Origin of the sequence: Stenotrophomonas rhizophila (genome assembly GCF_003651185.1) — a bacterium.
GTDB lineage: Bacteria > Pseudomonadota > Gammaproteobacteria > Xanthomonadales > Xanthomonadaceae > Stenotrophomonas > Stenotrophomonas maltophilia_Z.
The window spans coordinates 1,394,949-1,412,928 of sequence record NZ_RCDC01000004.1 but is presented as its reverse complement, the minus strand read 5'-3'; the positions used below and the strand labels follow the sequence as shown (position 1 = coordinate 1,412,928).

General features: G+C 67.0%; 12 protein-coding genes and 1 riboswitch. Of the genes, 7 read left to right on the top strand and 5 right to left on the bottom strand.

The features are described 5' to 3' along the window. Positions 1-109: 109 nt before the first annotated feature. Entirely contained in the window at positions 110-820 is a 711-nt protein-coding gene (locus BCL79_RS06375; RefSeq protein ID WP_121038827.1) for an AraC family transcriptional regulator, read from the top strand. A gap of 81 nt (positions 821-901) precedes the next feature. Next, entirely contained in the window at positions 902-2,293 is a 1,392-nt protein-coding gene (locus BCL79_RS06370) for an amino acid permease (protein ID WP_121038824.1), read from the top strand. A 723-nt stretch (positions 2,294-3,016) separates the two neighbouring features. Here the strand turns inward: BCL79_RS06370 and gcvP are convergent. Next, the gene (gcvP, locus tag BCL79_RS06365; RefSeq protein WP_183073683.1) at positions 3,017-5,896 is read right to left on the bottom strand and encodes an aminomethyl-transferring glycine dehydrogenase; all 2,880 of its coding nucleotides are present in this window, start codon (positions 5,894-5,896) and stop codon (positions 3,017-3,019) included. Positions 5,897-5,984: 88 nt separating this feature from the next. Continuing rightward, positions 5,985-6,086, bottom strand: a riboswitch (glycine riboswitch). A gap of 281 nt (positions 6,087-6,367) precedes the next feature. Between gcvP and BCL79_RS06360 the strand changes: the two genes are divergently transcribed. From BCL79_RS06360 to BCL79_RS06350, 3 genes are all read left to right on the top strand, one after another. Then, the gene (locus tag BCL79_RS06360; RefSeq protein WP_121038818.1) at positions 6,368-7,591 is read left to right on the top strand and encodes a multidrug effflux MFS transporter; all 1,224 of its coding nucleotides are present in this window, start codon (positions 6,368-6,370) and stop codon (positions 7,589-7,591) included. A 157-nt stretch (positions 7,592-7,748) separates the two neighbouring features. Continuing rightward, complete coding sequence (locus tag BCL79_RS06355) at positions 7,749-8,642, top strand: siderophore-interacting protein (RefSeq protein WP_121038815.1); 894 nt, start codon at positions 7,749-7,751, stop codon at positions 8,640-8,642. 80 nt (positions 8,643-8,722) lie between these two features. Continuing rightward, positions 8,723-9,109 (top strand): hypothetical protein, encoded by a 387-nt coding sequence (locus BCL79_RS06350; RefSeq protein ID WP_121038811.1) that lies wholly within the window; start codon positions 8,723-8,725, stop codon positions 9,107-9,109. Between the two features lie 96 nt (positions 9,110-9,205). On the opposite strand, the gene BCL79_RS06345 is transcribed toward BCL79_RS06350, so the two are convergent. From BCL79_RS06345 to BCL79_RS06330, 4 genes are all read right to left on the bottom strand, one after another. Beyond that, positions 9,206-11,200 (bottom strand): M2 family metallopeptidase, encoded by a 1,995-nt coding sequence (locus BCL79_RS06345; RefSeq protein ID WP_121038808.1) that lies wholly within the window; start codon positions 11,198-11,200, stop codon positions 9,206-9,208. A 286-nt stretch (positions 11,201-11,486) separates the two neighbouring features. Further along, positions 11,487-13,139, bottom strand: coding sequence for a phosphoethanolamine transferase (locus BCL79_RS06340; protein WP_121038805.1), 1,653 nt, complete (start codon positions 13,137-13,139; stop codon positions 11,487-11,489). Next, positions 13,136-13,906, bottom strand: coding sequence for a phosphatase PAP2 family protein (locus BCL79_RS06335; protein WP_121038802.1), 771 nt, complete (start codon positions 13,904-13,906; stop codon positions 13,136-13,138). The genes BCL79_RS06340 and BCL79_RS06335 overlap by 4 nt, the downstream gene beginning before the upstream one ends. 101 nt (positions 13,907-14,007) lie before the next feature. Beyond that, positions 14,008-15,723, bottom strand: coding sequence for a glycosyltransferase family 39 protein (locus BCL79_RS06330; protein ID WP_428999445.1), 1,716 nt, complete (start codon positions 15,721-15,723; stop codon positions 14,008-14,010). Positions 15,724-15,848: 125 nt separating this feature from the next. On the opposite strand from BCL79_RS06330, the gene BCL79_RS06325 reads away from it, so the two are divergent. Both BCL79_RS06325 and BCL79_RS06320 read left to right on the top strand, forming a co-directional pair. Then, entirely contained in the window at positions 15,849-16,550 is a 702-nt protein-coding gene (locus BCL79_RS06325) for a response regulator transcription factor (protein ID WP_121038799.1), read from the top strand. Next, the gene (locus tag BCL79_RS06320) at positions 16,537-17,868 is read left to right on the top strand and encodes a sensor histidine kinase (protein WP_121038796.1); all 1,332 of its coding nucleotides are present in this window, start codon (positions 16,537-16,539) and stop codon (positions 17,866-17,868) included. The genes BCL79_RS06325 and BCL79_RS06320 overlap by 14 nt, the downstream gene beginning before the upstream one ends. The last annotated feature ends 112 nt before the right edge of the window (positions 17,869-17,980 follow it).

The window sequence follows — 17,980 nt, the reverse complement described above, 5'->3', positions numbered from 1 at the left end:
AAACCGGGCGCTGCTTGCACCCGCGCTTCACATGCGGTGCCCCGGCGCTGGGTGGCGCGCGTGCGGGCAGGTATCCTTGGGCGCGTCTTCCCCTGTTCTCCCCAACCGCATGCGCGTTGAACCCGCCGACATCGAAGCCCTGTTTGATGCGATCCCCGACGTCCTGTTCTTCATGAAGGACTGCGACGGGCGCTACACGCATATCAACCAGACCATGCTGCGCCGGCTGGGCCTGAAGTCGCGCAAGGACGTGATCGGACGCACCGCGGCGGAGATCTATCCGACCGGGCTGGGCGCGGACTACGCCACCCAGGATGAGCAGGTGCTGGCTGGCAAGGTCATCGAAAACCTGATGGAACTGCATCTGTTCGCCAACCGCGAGCCGGGCTGGTGCCTGACCTGCAAGCGGCCGCTGCTGGTGGAGGGGCAGATCCGCGGGCTGATCGGGATCTCGCGCGACCTGGGCCAGAAGGACAGCCTGGGCACCCAGTACGAACAGCTGCGCCTGGCCCTTGCCCATCTGAATGCGCATTACGCCGAGAACGTGCGCATGCAGACCCTGCTGGACATCACCGGGTTCTCGCTGTCCAAGCTGGAGCGCACCTTCCGCAAGGTGTTCCAGATGACCCCGCAACAGGTGTTGACCCGCTTGCGCATCCAGATGGCGGTGCACCTGCTGCATGGCCCGGACAGCATCGCCAGCATCGGCCAGGCCTGCGGCTTCACCGACCAGAGCGCCTTCACCCGCAAGTTCAAGGCCGAGGTCGGGCTGTCGCCGCGGGCCTACCGTGCCCAGATCGGCGAGCGCGCCGCTGCCTGAGGCGGGGTGGGGCTTCCGGCCTATGCCGTCGCGCGGCCGACAGGGTATGGTGTCGCACTTGTTGCCCGCCAATCGATTCCGATGCCCGCATCCCAGACTCCGGCTCCTGCCACTCCGCCCGCCGATACCCGCCTGGGACACGCGCTCAAGCCCCGCCAGCTGATCATGATGGGCCTGGGCAGCGCGATCGGCGCCGGCCTGTTCCTCGGTTCCGGGGTGGGCGTCCAGGCCGCCGGCCCGGCGGTCCTGCTGTCGTATCTGGTCGCCGGCGCGCTGGTGATCATCGTGATGAACGCGCTCGGCGAAATGGCCGCGGCCAAGCCGACCAGCGGCGCGTTCTCGGTGTACGCCGCCGACGCCATGGGCGCCACCGCCGGCGCCACGGTGGGCTGGCTGTGGTGGGTGCAGCTGGTGATCGTGATCGCCGCTGAAGCGGTCGGTGCGGCCGGCCTGCTCGCCACGGTCTGGCCGGCGATTCCGGTGCCGATGGCGGCGCTGGCCTTCATGCTGTTCTTCACCGCCATCAATCTGCTCGGGGTGAAGAACTTCGGCGAGTTCGAATTCTGGTTCGCGATCCTGAAAGTGGCCGCGATCGTCGGCTTCATCCTGATCGGCGTGGCGTTGCTGATGGGCTGGCTGCCGGACGTGGCCTCGCCGGGCCTGCGCAACTTCACCGAGCACGGTGGCTTCATGCCCAAGGGCCTGGCCGGGATCGGCGCGGCGCTGCTGGTGGTGATATTCGCCTTTGGCGGCACCGAGATCGTGGCGGTGGCCGCGGCCGAAACCGAAGATCCCGAGCGCAGCATCGCCCGTGCGATCCGCACCGTGGCCTGGCGCATCCTGGTGTTCTACATCGGCTCGCTGAGCGTGATCATCGCGGTGGTCCCGTGGACCAGCGAGGCACTCAGGTCGCCGTTCGCGGCGGTGCTGGAAGCGGCCAAGATTCCGGGCGCGGCGACGGCGATCACGCTGATCGCGGTGATCGCGCTGCTGTCGGCGTTGAACGCCAATCTCTACGGTGCGTCGCGGATGATGTATTCGCTGGCGCAGCGCCGCGAGGCGCCGGCGGTGCTGGGCTGGACCGATCCGCGCCAGGTGCCGATCATCGCGGTGCTGGCCAGTGTGCTGTTCGGTTTTGCGGCGACGGTGATGGAGCTGGTGTTCCCGGACAAGGTGTTGCCGGTGCTGCTCAACATCGTGGGCTCGACGTGTCTGTTGGTGTGGACGATTTCGTTGCTGTCGCAGTTGATTCTGCGCCATCGTGCGAACCGGGATGGGACGCGGTTGCCGTTCCGGATGGCGGGGTATCCGTATCTGACGGTGATCGGGTTGGGGGTGCTGGCGCTGATCTTCGGTCTGTTGCTATCCGAAGCGCACACGCGGGTGCAGTTCCTGTCGATGGCGGCGCTGACGGTGGTGATTGCGGCGAGCAGTGAGATCGCGCGTCGGGTGCGTGCTACAGCTAACAGCTAACAGCTAACAGCCGCAGGTTTTGGGGTCCGCTGGTTGGGGCGGGCACGGGTGGGTTGTCGGGACCCGCCGCAAGTACGTCCCTGTAGGCTCGTGTGTTGCCATCCATGGCAACACACGGTCCCGCCAACCCACCCGTGCCCACCCTTTGACAGGGGGCTGGTGGGCGATGGAAAGTCCAAAGCAGAAAGTCCAAAGCAGAAAGCAGCCGAGCTGGTGCTGCGCTGCTCGCTTCTCGAATCTGGATACTCGGCGTTCATCTCAATTCTCAGTGCTCAGTGCCAAGTACTCAGTGCTCGATGCTCGATGCTCGATGCACAGTGCTCGATGTTCAACGCCAATGCCAACGCCAACGCCAACGCCGATGCTGATGCTGATGCCTGGGTGATTGACTGCAACGTGACGCGACGACGGCATGACCTACTGACGCTCATCTCCGCCGCAGGGCATCTGCGTTTGTTTCTTCATGGGCGGCCGACAGGCTGTCGAGGGCGGGGGTGTGTGGGTTGGCGGGACCATGAGCGCCATGGATGGCGCGACATGAGCCTCCATGGACGGATTCACGGCGTGTCCCGCGAACCCACACACCCCCGCCCAGCCTGCAGAATCCAAAGGCGGCTCTCCTCCACGGCGCGCAGGAGCCGGGAGACGGGGAGTCGGCAGCAGCCCATAACAAAAACGGCCCGCTTGCGCGGGCCGTCTGCTGTTGCGTCAGGGCAGGGAGGCTCAGACCTCCACGCCCTCGTCTTCCTTGTACGCATCGACCGGGATGCAGGCGCACATCACGTTCTTGTCGCCGTAGACGTTGTCCACGCGTGCCACCGGCGGCCAGTACTTCTGCTGGCGCAGGCTGGCCAGCGGGAACGCCGCCAGCTCGCGCGGGTAGGCGTGGGCCCACTCGCTGGCCGAGACCGCCGTGGCGGTGTGCGGGGCGTGCTTGAGCGGGTTGTCCTCGCGGTCCAGACGGCCGTCTTCGATCGCGGCGATTTCCTCACGGATCTGGATCATCGCGTTGATGAAGCGATCCAGCTCGTGCAGCGATTCGCTCTCGGTCGGTTCCACCATCAGCGTGCCGGCGACCGGGAAGCTCAGGGTCGGGGCGTGGAAGCCGAAATCGATCAGGCGCTTGGCCACGTCCTCGGCGCCGATGCCGGAGGTCTTCTCCAGCGGTCGCACGTCCAGGATGCACTCGTGCGCCACCAGGCCGTTGCGGCCGGTGTACAGGGTCTTGAAGTGCGGGGCCAGGCGCTTGGCGATGTAGTTGGCGTTGAGCAGGGCCACCTGGGTTGCCTTGCGCAGGCCGGCGGTGCCCATCAGCGTGATGTACATCCAGCTGATCGGCAGGATCGAGGCGCTGCCGAAGCTGGCCGCGCTGACCATGCCGACATCGCCTTCGCCGCCCAGCACCTTCGGCAGGAACGGGGCGAGGTGCGACTTGACCGCACACGGGCCGACGCCCGGGCCACCGCCGCCGTGCGGGATGCAGAAGGTCTTGTGCAGGTTCAGGTGCGAGACGTCCGAGCCCCACTTGCCGGGCTTGGCCACGCCGACCAGGGCGTTCATGTTGGCGCCGTCGGTGTACACCTGGCCGCCGTGCTTGTGCACGATCTCGCAGATATCCACCACCTCTTCCTCGAACACGCCATGCGTGGACGGGTAGGTGATCATCAGCGCGGCCAGGCGGTCGCTGTACTTCTCCGCGTTGACCCGGATGTCCTCCAGGTCGACGTTGCCGTTGGCATCGGTCTTGGTCACCACGACCTTCATGCCGCACATCTGCGCCGAGGCCGGGTTGGTGCCGTGCGCCGAATCCGGGATCAGGCAGACGTCGCGATGGCCCTCGCCGCGCGAGCGGTGGTAGGCGCGGATCGCCAGCAGGCCGGCGTACTCGCCCTGCGCGCCGGAGTTCGGCTGCAGGCTCACCGCGTCGTAACCGGTGCACTCGACCAGCATCGCTTCCAGGCCGTCGATCAGTTCCTTGTAGCCGGTAGCCTGGTCGGCCGGGGCCAGCGGATGGATGTTGGCGAACTCCGGCCAGGTCACCGGGATCATCTCGGCGGTGGCGTTGAGCTTCATGGTGCAGCTGCCCAGCGGGATCATGGTGCGATCCATCGCCAGGTCCTTGTCCGCCAGCGAACGCAGGTAACGCAGCAGTTCGTGTTCGCTGTGGTGGGTGTTGAACACCGGGTGGGTCAGGAAGGCGCTGGTGCGCACCAGATCGGCCGGCAACGCATCGGCGGTGGCCGCATCGAGCGCGTCCACGTCGACGGTCGCACCGAACAGCTGGCCCAGCGCGATGATGTCGGCGCGGGTGGCGGTTTCATCCAGGCTGATGCCGACCGCATCGCTGTCGATCGCACGCAGGTTGATGCGCGCCGCCGCAGCCTTGTCGTGGATCGCCTTGGCGTCCACATCCTTGACGTGCAGGGTGTCGAAGAAATGCTCGCCCACGTTGACGCCGGCGCCGCGCAGCGCGGCGGCCAGGATGCTGGCCAGACGGTGGGTGCGACGGGCGATGCGGGTCAGGCCTTCCGGGCCGTGGTACACGGCGTACATCGAGGCCATCACCGCCAGCAGCACCTGCGCGGTGCAGATGTTGGAGGTCGCCTTCTCGCGGCGGATGTGCTGCTCGCGGGTCTGCAGGGTCAGGCGGTACGCGGCGTTGCCCTGCGCATCGACCGAGACACCGATCAGGCGGCCCGGCATCGAGCGCTTGTAGGCGTCGCGGCAGGCCATGAAAGCGGCATGCGGGCCGCCGAAGCCGAACGGCACGCCGAAGCGCTGCGAGTTGCCGACCACGATGTCCGCACCCCATTCGCCGGGCGCGGCGATCAGGGTCAGTGCCAGCAGGTCGGTGGCCACGGCGACCAGGCCACCGCGCGCGTGCACGGCATCGGCCAGCGCCTTGTAATCGCCGATATGGCCGAAGGTATCCGGGTACTGCAGCAGCACGCCGTAGGCTTCGGCTTCCATCGCCTCGGCCGGGGTGCCCACGCGCAGAACGATGCCCATCGGCTCGGCGCGGGTGCGCAGCAGTTCCAGCGTCTGCGGGTGCACGGCGTCGTGCACGAAGAACGTATCGGACTTCGACTTGGCCGAACGCTTGGCCAGGGTCATCGCTTCGGCGGCGGCGGTGGCCTCATCCAGCAGCGAGGCGTTGGCGATCTCCATGCCCGTGAGGTCGGCGCACAGCGTCTGGAAGTTGATCAGCGCTTCCATGCGGCCCTGCGAAATCTCGGCCTGGTACGGGGTGTAGGCGGTGTACCACGCCGGGTTTTCCAGCACGTTGCGCAGGATGACGTTCGGGGTGAGCGTGCCGTAGTAGCCCTGGCCGATGAAGGTGCGGAACACCTGGTTCTTGTCGGCGATGGCGCGGATCTTGGCCAGTGCCTGCACTTCGGTCAGCGACTCGGGCAGGTCCAGCGGTGCCGGCGATTTGATCCCGGCCGGGACGATCGCATCGGTCAGTGCGTCCAGCGAGGCGTGGCCGACCACATCGAGCATCTGCGCGATTTCGGCGTCGTTGGGGCCGATATGGCGTTCGACGAACGCGTGGCTGTGTTCAAGCTCGCGCAGGGAGGGGGTGTTCTGGGACATGGCTGGCATCTCGGAGAGTGGGCACGCACGTTCGGAAGGCGGCCGGGCCAGGGCGCGTCGCGGGCGACAGCGATCCACCGGACCTTGCGGTCTTCCTGGGTGCCCCTCTGTCCTTTTGCCTGAGAGTTTAAAAGCGCGCATCGGCGTGCTTCGTGCCCCTTCGGCGCCGGCATTCGCCGGTCTCTCCAGAGTTTTGGTACGGGTGGTATCGGGCCTGAGCGATTACGGGCGTTGCGCCTTCGGCAGCGGGTGTCCGCTTCTCCCACCATGTAGCGCGGCGATTATAGCCCAGCCGTTTCGGGCACTGGGCCTTTCCGGCACATGAATACGCAGCCGCGCAGGACCCCGGAAACCCGGCCCGGGCATGGTGCCGGGGGCGGCAAAGGCCTATGATCACTGGATCCTCGTATTCATCTGGCGCCGCCCGTTCCGGGCCAGGCGCCCGCCGTGCAGTGCGCATGGCCGCTGACGGAAGCCCGCATGACGCCCGCCTCACCCTCGACCCGCCGCTTGGCCCTGCTGCTCGCAGGCCTGGCGATGTTCGGTCCGTTCTCGATCGACACCATCTTTCCCGCCTTCCTGCTGCTGGGCGACCGCATGCAGGTGGACCAGGTCGCGGTGCAGCAGACCATCAGCGTGTACCTGCTGTTCTATGGGCTGATGAGCCTGGCCCACGGCCCGCTCTCGGATGCGTTCGGCCGCAAGCGGGTGATCATCGGTGGGCTGGTGCTGTTCATCGGCGCCTCGATCGGCTGTGCGCTGTCGCGGGACATGACCACGTTGCTGGTGTTCCGCGCGCTGCAGGGCGTGACGGCCGGTGTGGGTGTGATCGTCGGCCGCGCCGTGATCCGCGATCTGTACCACGGTGCCGACGCGCAGCGCTTGATGAGCCAGGTCTCGATGATCTTCGGCGTCGCCCCGGCGATCGCCCCGATCATCGGTGGCTGGATCCTGCTCGGCGGCGGCGACTGGCCGTTGATCTTCTGGTTCCTGGTGCTGTTCGGCGTGGTGTTGCTGCTGGCCACCGGCAAGTGGCTGCCCGAAACCCATCCGGTCGAGGCGCGCACGCCACTGTCGATGCGGGAACTGCTGCGCAGCTATGCGCGGATGGGTTCCAATGCGCGCCTGCTGCGTCTTGCTGCAGCCGGTGCGTTCAATTTCTCCGGCATCTTCCTGTATATCGCCTCGGCGCCGGTGTTCGTGATGCAGCACCTGAAGCTCGGCGAAGGCGGATTTGCCTGGTTGTTCATTCCCACCATCGGCGGCATGACCGTGGGCTCGTTCCTGTCCGGGCGCATGGCCGGGCGGATCGTGCCGCAGCGACAGATCGCGATCGGGTTTGCGTTGTGCGCGGTCTCGGCGCTGTTGAACTTCGGCTACGTGGCATCGGTACCGCAGATCGCGCTGCCGTGGGCGGTGATGCCGATCTTCCTGGGCGGCGTCGGCATGGCCTTGATCTTCCCGATCCTGGCGCTGGCCGTGCTGGACATGTACCCGCATCAGCGCGGCCTGGCCTCCTCGATGCAGATGTTCATCCAGCTGATGATCAACACGGTGGTGGCCGGCGTGGTCTCGCCGATGCTCAGCAGCAGCCCGATGCACCTGGCCTTGGGCTACGCGGGCTTCTTCGCCATCGGTGCCGTCTTCTGGTACTGGGAGCGGCGCTGCGAACGCCGCCGCGACCTGCTCACGCCCATCGAGTGAGCCGCATGCATGCCACGCCTGCACACAACGCAGGCGTGGCGGCATTGCCATTGCGCGACTGCGGCGTATCCTGTGCCTTCGCCAGCCAGTTCGTGCTCCACGACAGCCAATACGCTCCCCTGCGGACGCCGCGTCCGCCGCAACTCAGGGTGATTGCATGGCTGCCCATCAGACCTACCGCCTGTTCGATGTCGCGCTCAAGCAGCGCACCGTTCTCTCTCCGTCGCTTACCCGCATGGTCTTCGCTGCGCCCGATGTGGCCAACATGAAGACCGACGGGCCGGATCAGCGTATCAAGGTGTTCTTCCCGCTACCCGGCCAGCCAGCCCCCGAGGTGCCGCAGGGCGAGGACTGGTACGCGCGTTATCGCGCGCTGCCCGACACCGAGCGTGCGCCGATGCGCACCTACACCATCCGTGCGCTGCGCCCTGAAGTGGGCGAAGTTGATGTCGATTTCGTGCTGCACGGCGAGACCGGCCCCGCCTCGCGTTGGGCCATGCAGGCACGTGTCGGCGATCGGGTCGGACTGCTGGCGCCCGATGCGCGGGTCGAGGCCAGCAGCGAGGGCTACGAGTGGAAGCCGCCGGCGCAGGTGAAGCGCGTGCTGTTGGTGGCCGATGACACTGCGCTGCCAGCCGTGGCCGGCATTCTGGAAGACTTGGCGCAGTGGCCGCAGCCGCCGGACGTGCAGGCCTTCCTGGAGGTGGAGCACGAGGCGGATGTAATGCCGCTGCAGGCACCGCCCGGTGCGCAGCTGTTCTGGCTGGCCCGCGAGGGCGCCGCGCATGGTCAGCGGCTGCAGGACGCGGTACGGGCCCGGGTCGGTCCCTCCGGTACGCGCCATGGTGAGCAGGAACTGGCCGAGATCGACATCGATCAGGACATCCTGTGGGAGCAGGCCAGTGCGCCGGGCGGCGGGCTGTATGCCTGGGTCGCCGGCGAGGCCGGCGCGGTGATGGCGGTCCGCCGGCACCTGGTCAAAACCTGTGGTATCGACCGCCAGGCCATCACCTTCATGGGCTATTGGCGGCACGGCAAGGTCCTGGATTGAGAGGGCCGCCCGTGCTGCGATACGGGCTCGCCAGGGTCCGTGCGGTATCCTTGGCGCTTTGCCGCAGTCCGGATTTCCCCATGTCGACCACCTCCAAACTGCGCCGCGACATCCGCCGGCGCCGCGAAACCCAGGCCGCCAACCGCGAGCAGGCCGCCACCCCGCCGGTCGAGCCGCATGCCGAACTGCGCGACCAGCAACGCACGCTGCTGGCCGGTGTGGTGCGCCGCGAGGGTGAGTGGGTGCTGGGCATGGACGGACGCATCGCGGGGCAGACCACCAGCGCGGCACGCGTGCTGGCCTTGATCATGCAGGCCGCCGAACTGCACGAGCGGCAGGGCACGCCGGTCCGGTTGGTGTACTCGGATGCGTTGAAGGATGCCGCGCACGCCGAGGCCAAGGCCGACGGCATGGACTTCGAGCAGTTCAAGACCGAGCTGGCGGCCGCCCTGAAACCCACGTCGTAGCGCCACGCCCTGCGTGGAAGCGCATGAAAAAACCGGCCTTTCGGCCGGTTTTTTCGTTGCGGGCTGCGGCCGGGCGGGCCCGGCCCAACCCACGGGTTACGGTGCCGCGCGCGCCGTCGGTGCGGCCGGGGCCGCAGCGGTGGCCGCCGGCACCTGCCAACCGCACATCTGGCCCTGGTTCTGCTGCTTGAGCCATTCGTTGACCGGGGTGAAGTACTCGATCATCGGGCCGGCATCGAGTTTGTCGCCGCCGGTGATTTCCTTCAGCGTGGCCTGCCACGGCTGGCTGGCGCCCTTGCTCAGCATGGCCCAGAACTTCTGGCCGGCTTCCTTGTTGCCGTAGAAGCTGCACTGATGCAGCGGACCCTTGTAACCGGAGGCATCGCACAGGCCCTTGTAGAACTGGAACTGCAGGATGCGCGCCAGGAAGTAGCGGGTGTACGGGGTGTTGCCCGGCACGTGGTACTTGGCGCCCGCATCGAAGAATTCCTCACCGCGCGCGCTGGCCGGGGCCACGCCCTGGTACTTGGCCTTCAGGTCCCACCACGCCTGGTTGTAATGGTCCGGGGTGATCGAGCCATCGAACACGCCCCAGCGCCAGCGGTCGATCATCAGGCCGAACGGCAGGAACGACACGCCGCTCAGGGCCATGCGCATCTGCGCGTTGATGGTCGCCTCGCGGCTTTCCTGCGGGGCGTCGACCAGGCCGATCGAGTTGAGGTACTGCGGCGTCATCGCCAGCACGATGGTGTCGCCGATCGCTTCATGGAAGCCGTCGTTGGCACCGCCCTGGAACAACGGCGGCAGCGGGTTGTAGGCCAGGTCGTAATAGATATGACCCAGCTCGTGGTAGATCGTGGTGAAATTCTCTTCGTTCGGCTTGATGCACATCTTGGTGCGCACGTCGCCTTCCATGTTCATGTCCCACGCGCTGGCGTGGCAGACCACGTCACGGTCCAGCGGCTTGATGAACTGGGTCTTGTCCCAGTACGACTTCGGCAGTGCCGGCATGCCGAGCGAGACATAGAAGTCCTGCGCGCGCTCGGTCATCTGCTTGGCGGTACGCAGTTCGGCCTCACGCTGCGCCTTGTACAGCGCTTCCACGTTCGCGCCGCTGCCGGCCTTGGCCAGTGCGCCACTGAGGTTGGTCTGGTACTGCTTTTCCAGTGCGGCGGTGATGTCCAGGTTGCCGGCACCGGGATACGGTTCCAGCTGGTCCCACAGGTTGGACCAGTCCTGCTGCCACATGTTGCCGGTCAGGTGCGCGGCGATCAGGCCGCCGTTGACCTCGGCCTTGTCCTTGCCGTACGTGGCATCGAGCTTGGTACGGGCATAGCAGTGCAGCTGCTCGTACATCGGCTTGACCTGGTCCCACAGCCGGTCGGTTTCCGGGCCGATCTGGTCGGCCGGCATGTCGTAGCCGCTGCGCCACATCTGCCCGGCGTCGGCGAAGCCCATTTCTTTGGCACCTTCATTGACCAGGCTGACGAAACGCTCGTAATCAGCGCGCATCGGCTTGGTGGTTCCATGCCAGCCCTGCCAGGCGTCCAGCTGCGCGTCGTAGTCGCGGCTGCGGGCGAGGACCTGTTCCAGATCGCCGAGCTGGCGGCAGGTCTGGGGGTTGGCTTCATCGGTGCAGTATTTGCCGGAGCCATAAGCGCCTTCCATGCGGCTGGCGATGCGGGTCAGCTCGGAGAGCTTGGCCGGGTCGCGCGGGGCGGGCATGGAGGTCATCAGCTTGAGCAGGTGGATCTGGCGCTTGGTGTCTTCGCTCATCGGCTGGCCGTCGTACTGGCCGGCCTGGGCGATCCAGCCGTTGAGCACGGTGAGCCAGCGTTCGTTGGCCTTGGCCGCGACGCGCTCGGAATCGTCATTGATGTAGGTCGAAGACAGCCACTGGGCCGAGGTCATTTCCGGGTACATGGCTTTGTACTCGGCGTTGACGCGGGCGATGAACTGGTCCGCGGTTTCCTTGGACTGGGTGGTGCCCGTGGCCGGTGCATCGGCGGGGGACGGTTCCTTCTGGCAGGCCGCCAGCGTCAGTGCGGCAGCACTGACAGCCAGGGCCAGCAGGAGCGGGCGGTGGTTCACGGGCACATCCTTGGGTGGTGACAGACCGGCGAAGGCTAGTGAAGCGCCGGGCGCACCGCAAGGGGCAGGGCAGCAGGGTTCGGGTGGGATCGTAGCGCCAACGTCAACGGCGTGGCGTCATTGCATCGTGGTTTGGGTCGGTGCGGGCGGGTTGTCGGGACCCCCCGTGAACCCGTCCATGGGGGCTCGATATGCGCCATCCATGGCGCCCGACGGTCCCGCCACGGTCTGGCCTGCCTCGACCAAAACGGAAGAGCGAATAGCTGACAGCAGTGGTCGTTCCGCTTCAAACCTCGCACGACGCAAACAGATCGCGGTCACGCTCATACATCGACGTCTTGACCTGCATCAGCCCCAGCACCGACGGGAACAGATTGTCGTGGTCGGTGTACTTGCCTGCGCGCTCCCGCACGCAGGCCAGGTTGAGCCCGCGGTTGGCGGCGAAGGACGGCGAGAACCACATCGTCATCGGTACGCGGGTCTGCTCCTGCGGGGCGATCGCATACGGCACACCGTGCAGATACAGGCCCTTCTCGCCCAGCGATTCACCATGATCGGAGAGGTAGATCATCGCCGTGTCGTAGTCGTCCATGCCCTTCAGTGTGCCGATCGTGCGCGAGAGCAGGTGATCGGTGTACAACAGCGCGTTGTCGTAACTGTTGGTGATCTGCTCGCGGCTGCACTTGCCCAGGTCCGGCGTATCGCAGGTCGGGGTGAAGCGGCGGAAGCGCGGCGGATAGCGTTCGAAGTAACTCGGCCCGTGGTTGCCCAGCTGGTGCAGGACCACCACGCGGTCACCGGGCCTGGCGCGCACCTGGGTGGCCAGATCGTCGATCAGGATCTCGTCCATGCAGCGCCCGTTGGCGCACAGGGTCGGGTGCTTGGCATCGTCCAGTGCCTGCATTTCCAGGCCCTCGCACACGCCCTTGCAACCGGATTGGTTGTCACGCCACAGCGTGGCAATGCCGGCGTGATCCAGCACGTGCAGCAGCGACTGGTGCGCGCGGATCTTTTTTTCGTCGTAGTCATGCCGTCCATAGGGCGAGAACAGGCAGGGCAGGGAGACTTCGGTACTGGTGCCGCACGAATGCATGTCGGGGAAATTGATCACCCCGGCCTGGGCCAGTTCCGGCGTGGTCTGCTTGGCATAGCCGTTGAGGCCCCAGTTCTGTGCGCGTGCGGTCTCGCCCATCACGATCACCAGCAGGCGCGGGCGGCTGCCCGCGGCACGCGGGGTCACGTTGGCATCCATGCCGATCGGCAGCTTGGGCGCACGCTGGATCGGATTGTCACCGCGCAGCGCCTTGGGCAGGCCGAGCAGGAAGTTCCCGGGCGTGGCCAGGTAACGCACTTCGCGCTGGTTGCGCATCAGCGAGGACATCTCCTGGAAGGAGAGCATCGCCCCGCCGAAGGCGATCAGTGCCGACAGCAGCAGAAAACCGATACGCCACAGAAGGACCCTGCCCAGCGTGCGGCGGCGGAGCTGCACGCGCGAGAGCAGCAGCATCGGTACGAAGGCCAACAGCAGCAGCGGCAGGATCAGGCTCGGCGTGATCAGTTCGCGGCTTTCCTTGTGGTCGGTGGCCAGTACGTTGCGCAGCATGTCCGCATCCAGATAGATGTGGTAACTGCTCATGTAGTGCGCAGCCAGCGCGGTGCCGATCAGCAGCACGCTCAGCACCACCTTGGCATTCCAGCGCCAGACCAGCAGCCCCATCAGCAGGCTGTGCGCGCCGACCAGGAACAGGAACAGCGAGAGGGCGAAACCCATGCTGCCCGGGTGGGTCGCCATTGCGCTGTGCCAGAACAAGCCGTTGCAGGCGACCGCGAAGAACACGCTGGTGAGCAGGATCAAGGTCTCGGTGGTGCACTGCGGGCGCCAGGCGCGCAAGGCAGCCAGCGCCGGGAAGCGTGTAGTACGCGGGAGGGTGGCGCTCATGCCGCGTCTCCCTGCCCACTGACCGGCACCGTGCTGCGTTCGTGCAGCCGGATGCGTTCAACCAGCAGGTACAGGCCCAGCGACACCGCCCAGCAGGTGGCCAGTGTCCACAGATCATGCGACAGGAAATGCGCGCCACGCAGTTGCTGCGAGAACCCGAACACGCCGCCGGCCAGCAGGCCGACCGCCAGGCCGCGCCAGCGCCAGGCGGGGCGCACCATCAAGGCGACGAAGTACAGGCTGATCCACGCAAAGCCAGCGCTGGAGTGCCCACCCGGGAAGCACACCCCGCGCGGCATGCCCGGTGGGCGTGTGGCGAACAGGCCGATGAACTCGCGGGTGCCGCCGTAGCGGGTGAGATCCCACGGGCAGTCCATATTGGTCAATGCCTTGAGCAGCGAGACCAGGCCGGTGCCCAGTGCGACCGCCAGCACCAGGTACAGCAAGGGCCAGCGCCACCCGGCCGCACGTTCGCTGCGCCACGCGTGGAAGCACAGCACGATCGCCACCAGCGCAGCTGCACTGCTGGCCCATTTGCCGGCCTGATGGATCAGGTGAGTGGTGACCCACGCGTTCTGCAGCGCCCACTGCTGCCCTTCCAGGCGATACCACTGGTCGGCCAGCCACTGGTCGCCCCCGGCGCCCATCAGCGCGGCGCTGGCGAGCGCGGTCAACGCCAGCGGAGCCCAGAGGTGATCGCGGAGGAAGCGCGGCGTGGCCGACGCAGCCGGCGCGGAGGAGAGAGCAACGGTGGACGCTGGGAACATGGACAATGGGGCCGGCGGGAGATTCCGGCGCCATGGTCGTCAGCGGGTTGTCGGAGAGGGGTCGGAGCGATGTTGGCCGCCGGTTAAGCGCGACCTTCCGTTCAGTCTTCCTCATCCTGCGCGGTGTCGGTCGCCGTCACGGCGGCATGGCAGTCCGCCTGCCAGGCGGTGCCCGGGAACAGCAGCCAGCGGTTCCGATTGGCGCTGCCGATCTCGATCACCGCCGACGGGTCCACGCAGGGGCTGATCGCCTCATCAAGCACCAGCAGCCAGCGGCGCTGCGGGGCCTGCGCCAACCACGGGCCTGCGGCCTGCCATTGCTGCTCCCACGGCGTTTTGAAGCCGAAATCGGTCACCGGGCGGTCGGCCTGCAGCAGGTTCTGCTCGCGCCAGGCCACCACGCCCAGCTCGGCCTCCGGCCCGATCCGCGTGCCCACCCGCTGCATCACGGCGGACGCGGAGCTGTACGGATCCAGCGTCGGCATCAACACCCAGCCGTACAGATTCCAGAGCAGGAAGGCGGTCGCCACCACCAGTGCGCCCGCGCGCCGTTGGCGCCACCACAGTGCCAAGGCCAGCAGCACCACGCCGAAGGCGATCAGCCAGCCGCCCAATACGGGCAGCAGGGCATCGGGCATGGCACGTCGGGCCAGCTGGAGGTGCGCCCACGCGCTACCGCTCCAGAGCTGTGTGCCGATGTACAGCGCCGCCGTGCCCAGCACCGCGACATACGCCCACAGCAGCCAGCGCAGCCCGGCCCGGCGCAGCAGCCCGGGCAGCAGCGGTGCGGCGGCCAGGCACAGCGCGGGCAGCATCGGGAAGATGTACACCTCGCGCTTGCCCGGGCTGGCGCTGAAGAAGACGAGTACCAGCAGCGCCCACCCCAGCAGCAGCCACCAGCGCCCGTCCAGGCGGTTGAGGCGGCGCCACCACGCGGGGATCAGCGCCGGCAGCAACAGGCTGCCCGGCAACCACAAGGTGACCATCACCTGCAGGTAGTACCAGACGGGCTTCACGTGGTGCCAGGCGTTGGCGTAGCGGGTGCCGGTCTGTTTGAACAGCAGTTCGCGCGCATACGCGTGCAGTGCCGGATCGGACGCGTTGAGCAGGGCGATGCCCAACGGTGCCAGCCAGACCGCCGTGCCGAGCAGGAAGGCCGGCAGCAGCCACCACAGATCGCGCGCGGTGCCCGGCGGCAACGCCGTGCCACGGGCGCGCCAGCGCCACAGGGCAAACGGCACCAGCACCAGCAACGGCAGGAAGCCGACGCCCTTGGTCACCGTGCCCACCCCGGCAGCAAAGCCGGCCAACCACAGCGCCGGGCGGTTGCGGCCCTCCAGCAGGTGGCGCAGCAGCCCCCACAGCGACAGGGTGGTCATCGCTACCAGCACCATGTCGATCTGGGCCCGTTTGGCCATCAGGCCGAACTGCAGGCAGCTGAACAACGCGAGCAGGGCCCACCACCCGACCCGGCGGTTCCACAGGCGCCGGCCCAGGTCCCAGGTCAGCCACAGCGTGAGCAGCGCAGCCAGCAGCGAAGGCACCAGAAAGGCGAGCGCCCAGCCGCCGAACAGCTGGTGGCTGGCGGCCTGCATCCACATGAAGACCGGCGGTTTTTCCGCATACAGTTCGCTGCCGCGGTGGGGCAGCAGCCACTGGCCGGACTCGACCATGGCACGCGCTGCGAGCACGAAACGCGGTTCATCGGGCGGGGAGGGCTGGCGCAGGCCGATGCCGGCGGCCAGTGCCAGCAGCAAGGCAAGGCAGACCAGCACACGCGGCCAGCGCCGCAGGAAGAAGGATTCGGTCACGCCCAGGCTCGTCGGCAAAACAGCCACTGTCTCCCCGACAGCGTAGGAAAAGCGTCGTAAAACCACCCATTGCGACCGGATTCCGACACGGTTCCCGCTACCATGCCTTCAACCGGTCAAGAGAGTCTCCCATGCGGCTGCTGGTCATTGAAGACAACCGTCAGCTGGTTGCCAATCTATTCGATTATTTCGAGTCGCGGGGCCATGTGCTCGATGTCGCGCCCGATGGCGTCACCGGCCTGCACCTGGCCGTGTCGCAGCCCTATGACGCGCTGATCCTGGATTGGATGCTGCCGCGCATGGAAGGCCCGGAGGTGCTGCGCCGGTTGCGTGCTGACCACGGCTCGGAAGTGCCGGTGATCATGCTCACCGCGCGCGATGAGCTGCCAGACAAGATCGCTGGCTTCCGTGCCGGCGCCGACGATTACCTGACCAAGCCGTTCGCGCTGCCCGAGCTGGAAGTGCGCCTGGAAGCGCTGATGGTGCGTGCCAAAGGGCGTAACCCGCGCAAGGTGCTGGAGGTGTCCGACCTCAAGCTGGATCTTTCTACGCTGGAAGCGCAGCGCGACGGCAAGCCGCTGCATCTGTATCCGGCCTGCCGGAAGCTGCTGGAAGTGCTGATGCGCGCCAGCCCCGGCGCAGTCACGCGCCAGCAGCTTGAATTTGCGCTCTGGGGGGATGAACTGCCCGATGGCGATCTGCTGCGCTCGCATGTCTACGAACTGCGCCGCAGCGTCGATGGCCCGTTCCAGCAGAAATTGATCCACACCTTGCCGCGGGTCGGCTACCGCCTCGGCGTGTCGGCTGCGGACAGTGCCGATGAAGTGGCATAAGCGCCCGCCCAATCCAGCGCCGATGCACCGGCGCATGGTGTGGTGGCTGCTGGGCTACCTCGCGCTGATCTCGCTGGCGGTATTCAGCGTGGGCAACTACGTGCACGAACACGCCGAGCACTCGGCATGGCGCGCGCTGCTCAACTCCGAGCTGGACAGCATCGTCAACCACATCGAACACGAGCCGCACTACCGCTGGCAGGATTCGGACACCCTGCGGCTGTTCTACATCAACGGCAGCCCGACGGTGCCGGAGAGCCTGCGCACGCTGCATCCGGGGCTGCACGACGGTGTGGAGGTCAACGGACGCGCCAGCGCGGTGATGGTCCGCGAAACCACGCAGCTGGGGCGGCTGGCACTGGTGCTGGACATCAATGACTTCCATGAGCTGGAGCAGTTCGCCACGCGCTGGGTGCTGCTGGCCGGTGTGCTGATGATCATCGTCACCGTGGTGATGGCGTCCTTCGGCGTCGGTCGCCTGGTACGGCCGCTGAGCTCGCTGGCCCGGCGCATCGACGAGCTGCGGCCGGGTGTTCCCGGGCAACGGGTGGACGTGGACCCACGGGCCAGCTCCGAGCTGTACGTGATCGCCAACGCGCTCAACGACTACCTGGCGCGCAACGAACAGTTCGTTGAACGCGAGCGGATCTTCATCAGCACGGCCAGCCATGAACTGCGCACGCCGATCGCGGTGATCACCGGCGCCTCGGAACTGGCACTCGGCCAGCCGGAGATTCCCGACCGCGCCCGCCAGCAGATGCAGCGGGTGCACCGCACCGCGCAGGGCGTGGAGCAGTTGATCCAGCTGCTGCTGGTGCTGGCGCGCGACCCGGCGCGGCTGGCTGCACTGGGCGAGCGTATCCCGCTGGATCTGCTGGTGCCGGACATCATTGAAGACCATCGTCACCTGATGGGCGACAAGGACCTGCGCATCGAGATCGACGGCCTGGCACGGGTGGATATCGTCGCGCCACTGGGCGTGGTCCAGGCGGCGATCGGCAATCTGCTGCGCAACGCGATCGAGAACAGCGGCCGCGGCACCATCCACATCCAGGTCTCCGGCCAGGCGGTGGTGACCCTGCAGGATCCCGGGCTCGGCATGAGTCCGGAAGAGATCGCGGCGGTACATGCGCGCATGGCGCGGGGCGACCGCAACGAGCAGAGCGGGATCGGCCTGGAGCTGATCGCCCGGCTCTGTGAACATCTGGGCTGGGCGCTGCAGATCGAGCCCTGCGTTCCCCGGGGCACCTGCGTGATCCTCGATCTGGGGGCCTCGCTGCCCGGGCGCAGTGAACGTCCATCGCTGCCTGCGTCGTAATCGTCCTGCTCGCTGCGCCGCAAAGTGTGGCGTCGTGAAGACAATGTTAAGCTCCGGAGGCGCCGCTCTATGCGGCGCTTTTTTTTATCCCTTCGATCGACAGAGGATGGCT

Bases quoted from the DNA above. Each gene is read 5' to 3' on its own strand.
- BCL79_RS06375 (WP_121038827.1), top strand. From the start codon at position 110: ATGCGCGTTGAACCCGCCGACATCGAAGCCCTGTTTGATGCGATCCCC.
- BCL79_RS06370 (WP_121038824.1), top strand. From the start codon at position 902: ATGCCCGCATCCCAGACTCCGGCTCCTGCCACTCCGCCCGCCGATACC.
- gcvP (WP_183073683.1), bottom strand. From the start codon at position 5,896: ATGCCAGCCATGTCCCAGAACACCCCCTCCCTGCGCGAGCTTGAACAC.
- BCL79_RS06360 (WP_121038818.1), top strand. From the start codon at position 6,368: ATGACGCCCGCCTCACCCTCGACCCGCCGCTTGGCCCTGCTGCTCGCA.
- BCL79_RS06355 (WP_121038815.1), top strand. From the start codon at position 7,749: ATGGCTGCCCATCAGACCTACCGCCTGTTCGATGTCGCGCTCAAGCAG.
- BCL79_RS06350 (WP_121038811.1), top strand. From the start codon at position 8,723: ATGTCGACCACCTCCAAACTGCGCCGCGACATCCGCCGGCGCCGCGAA.
- BCL79_RS06340 (WP_121038805.1), bottom strand. From the start codon at position 13,139: ATGAGCGCCACCCTCCCGCGTACTACACGCTTCCCGGCGCTGGCTGCC.
- BCL79_RS06335 (WP_121038802.1), bottom strand. From the start codon at position 13,906: ATGTTCCCAGCGTCCACCGTTGCTCTCTCCTCCGCGCCGGCTGCGTCG.
- BCL79_RS06325 (WP_121038799.1), top strand. From the start codon at position 15,849: ATGCGGCTGCTGGTCATTGAAGACAACCGTCAGCTGGTTGCCAATCTA.
- BCL79_RS06320 (WP_121038796.1), top strand. From the start codon at position 16,537: ATGAAGTGGCATAAGCGCCCGCCCAATCCAGCGCCGATGCACCGGCGC.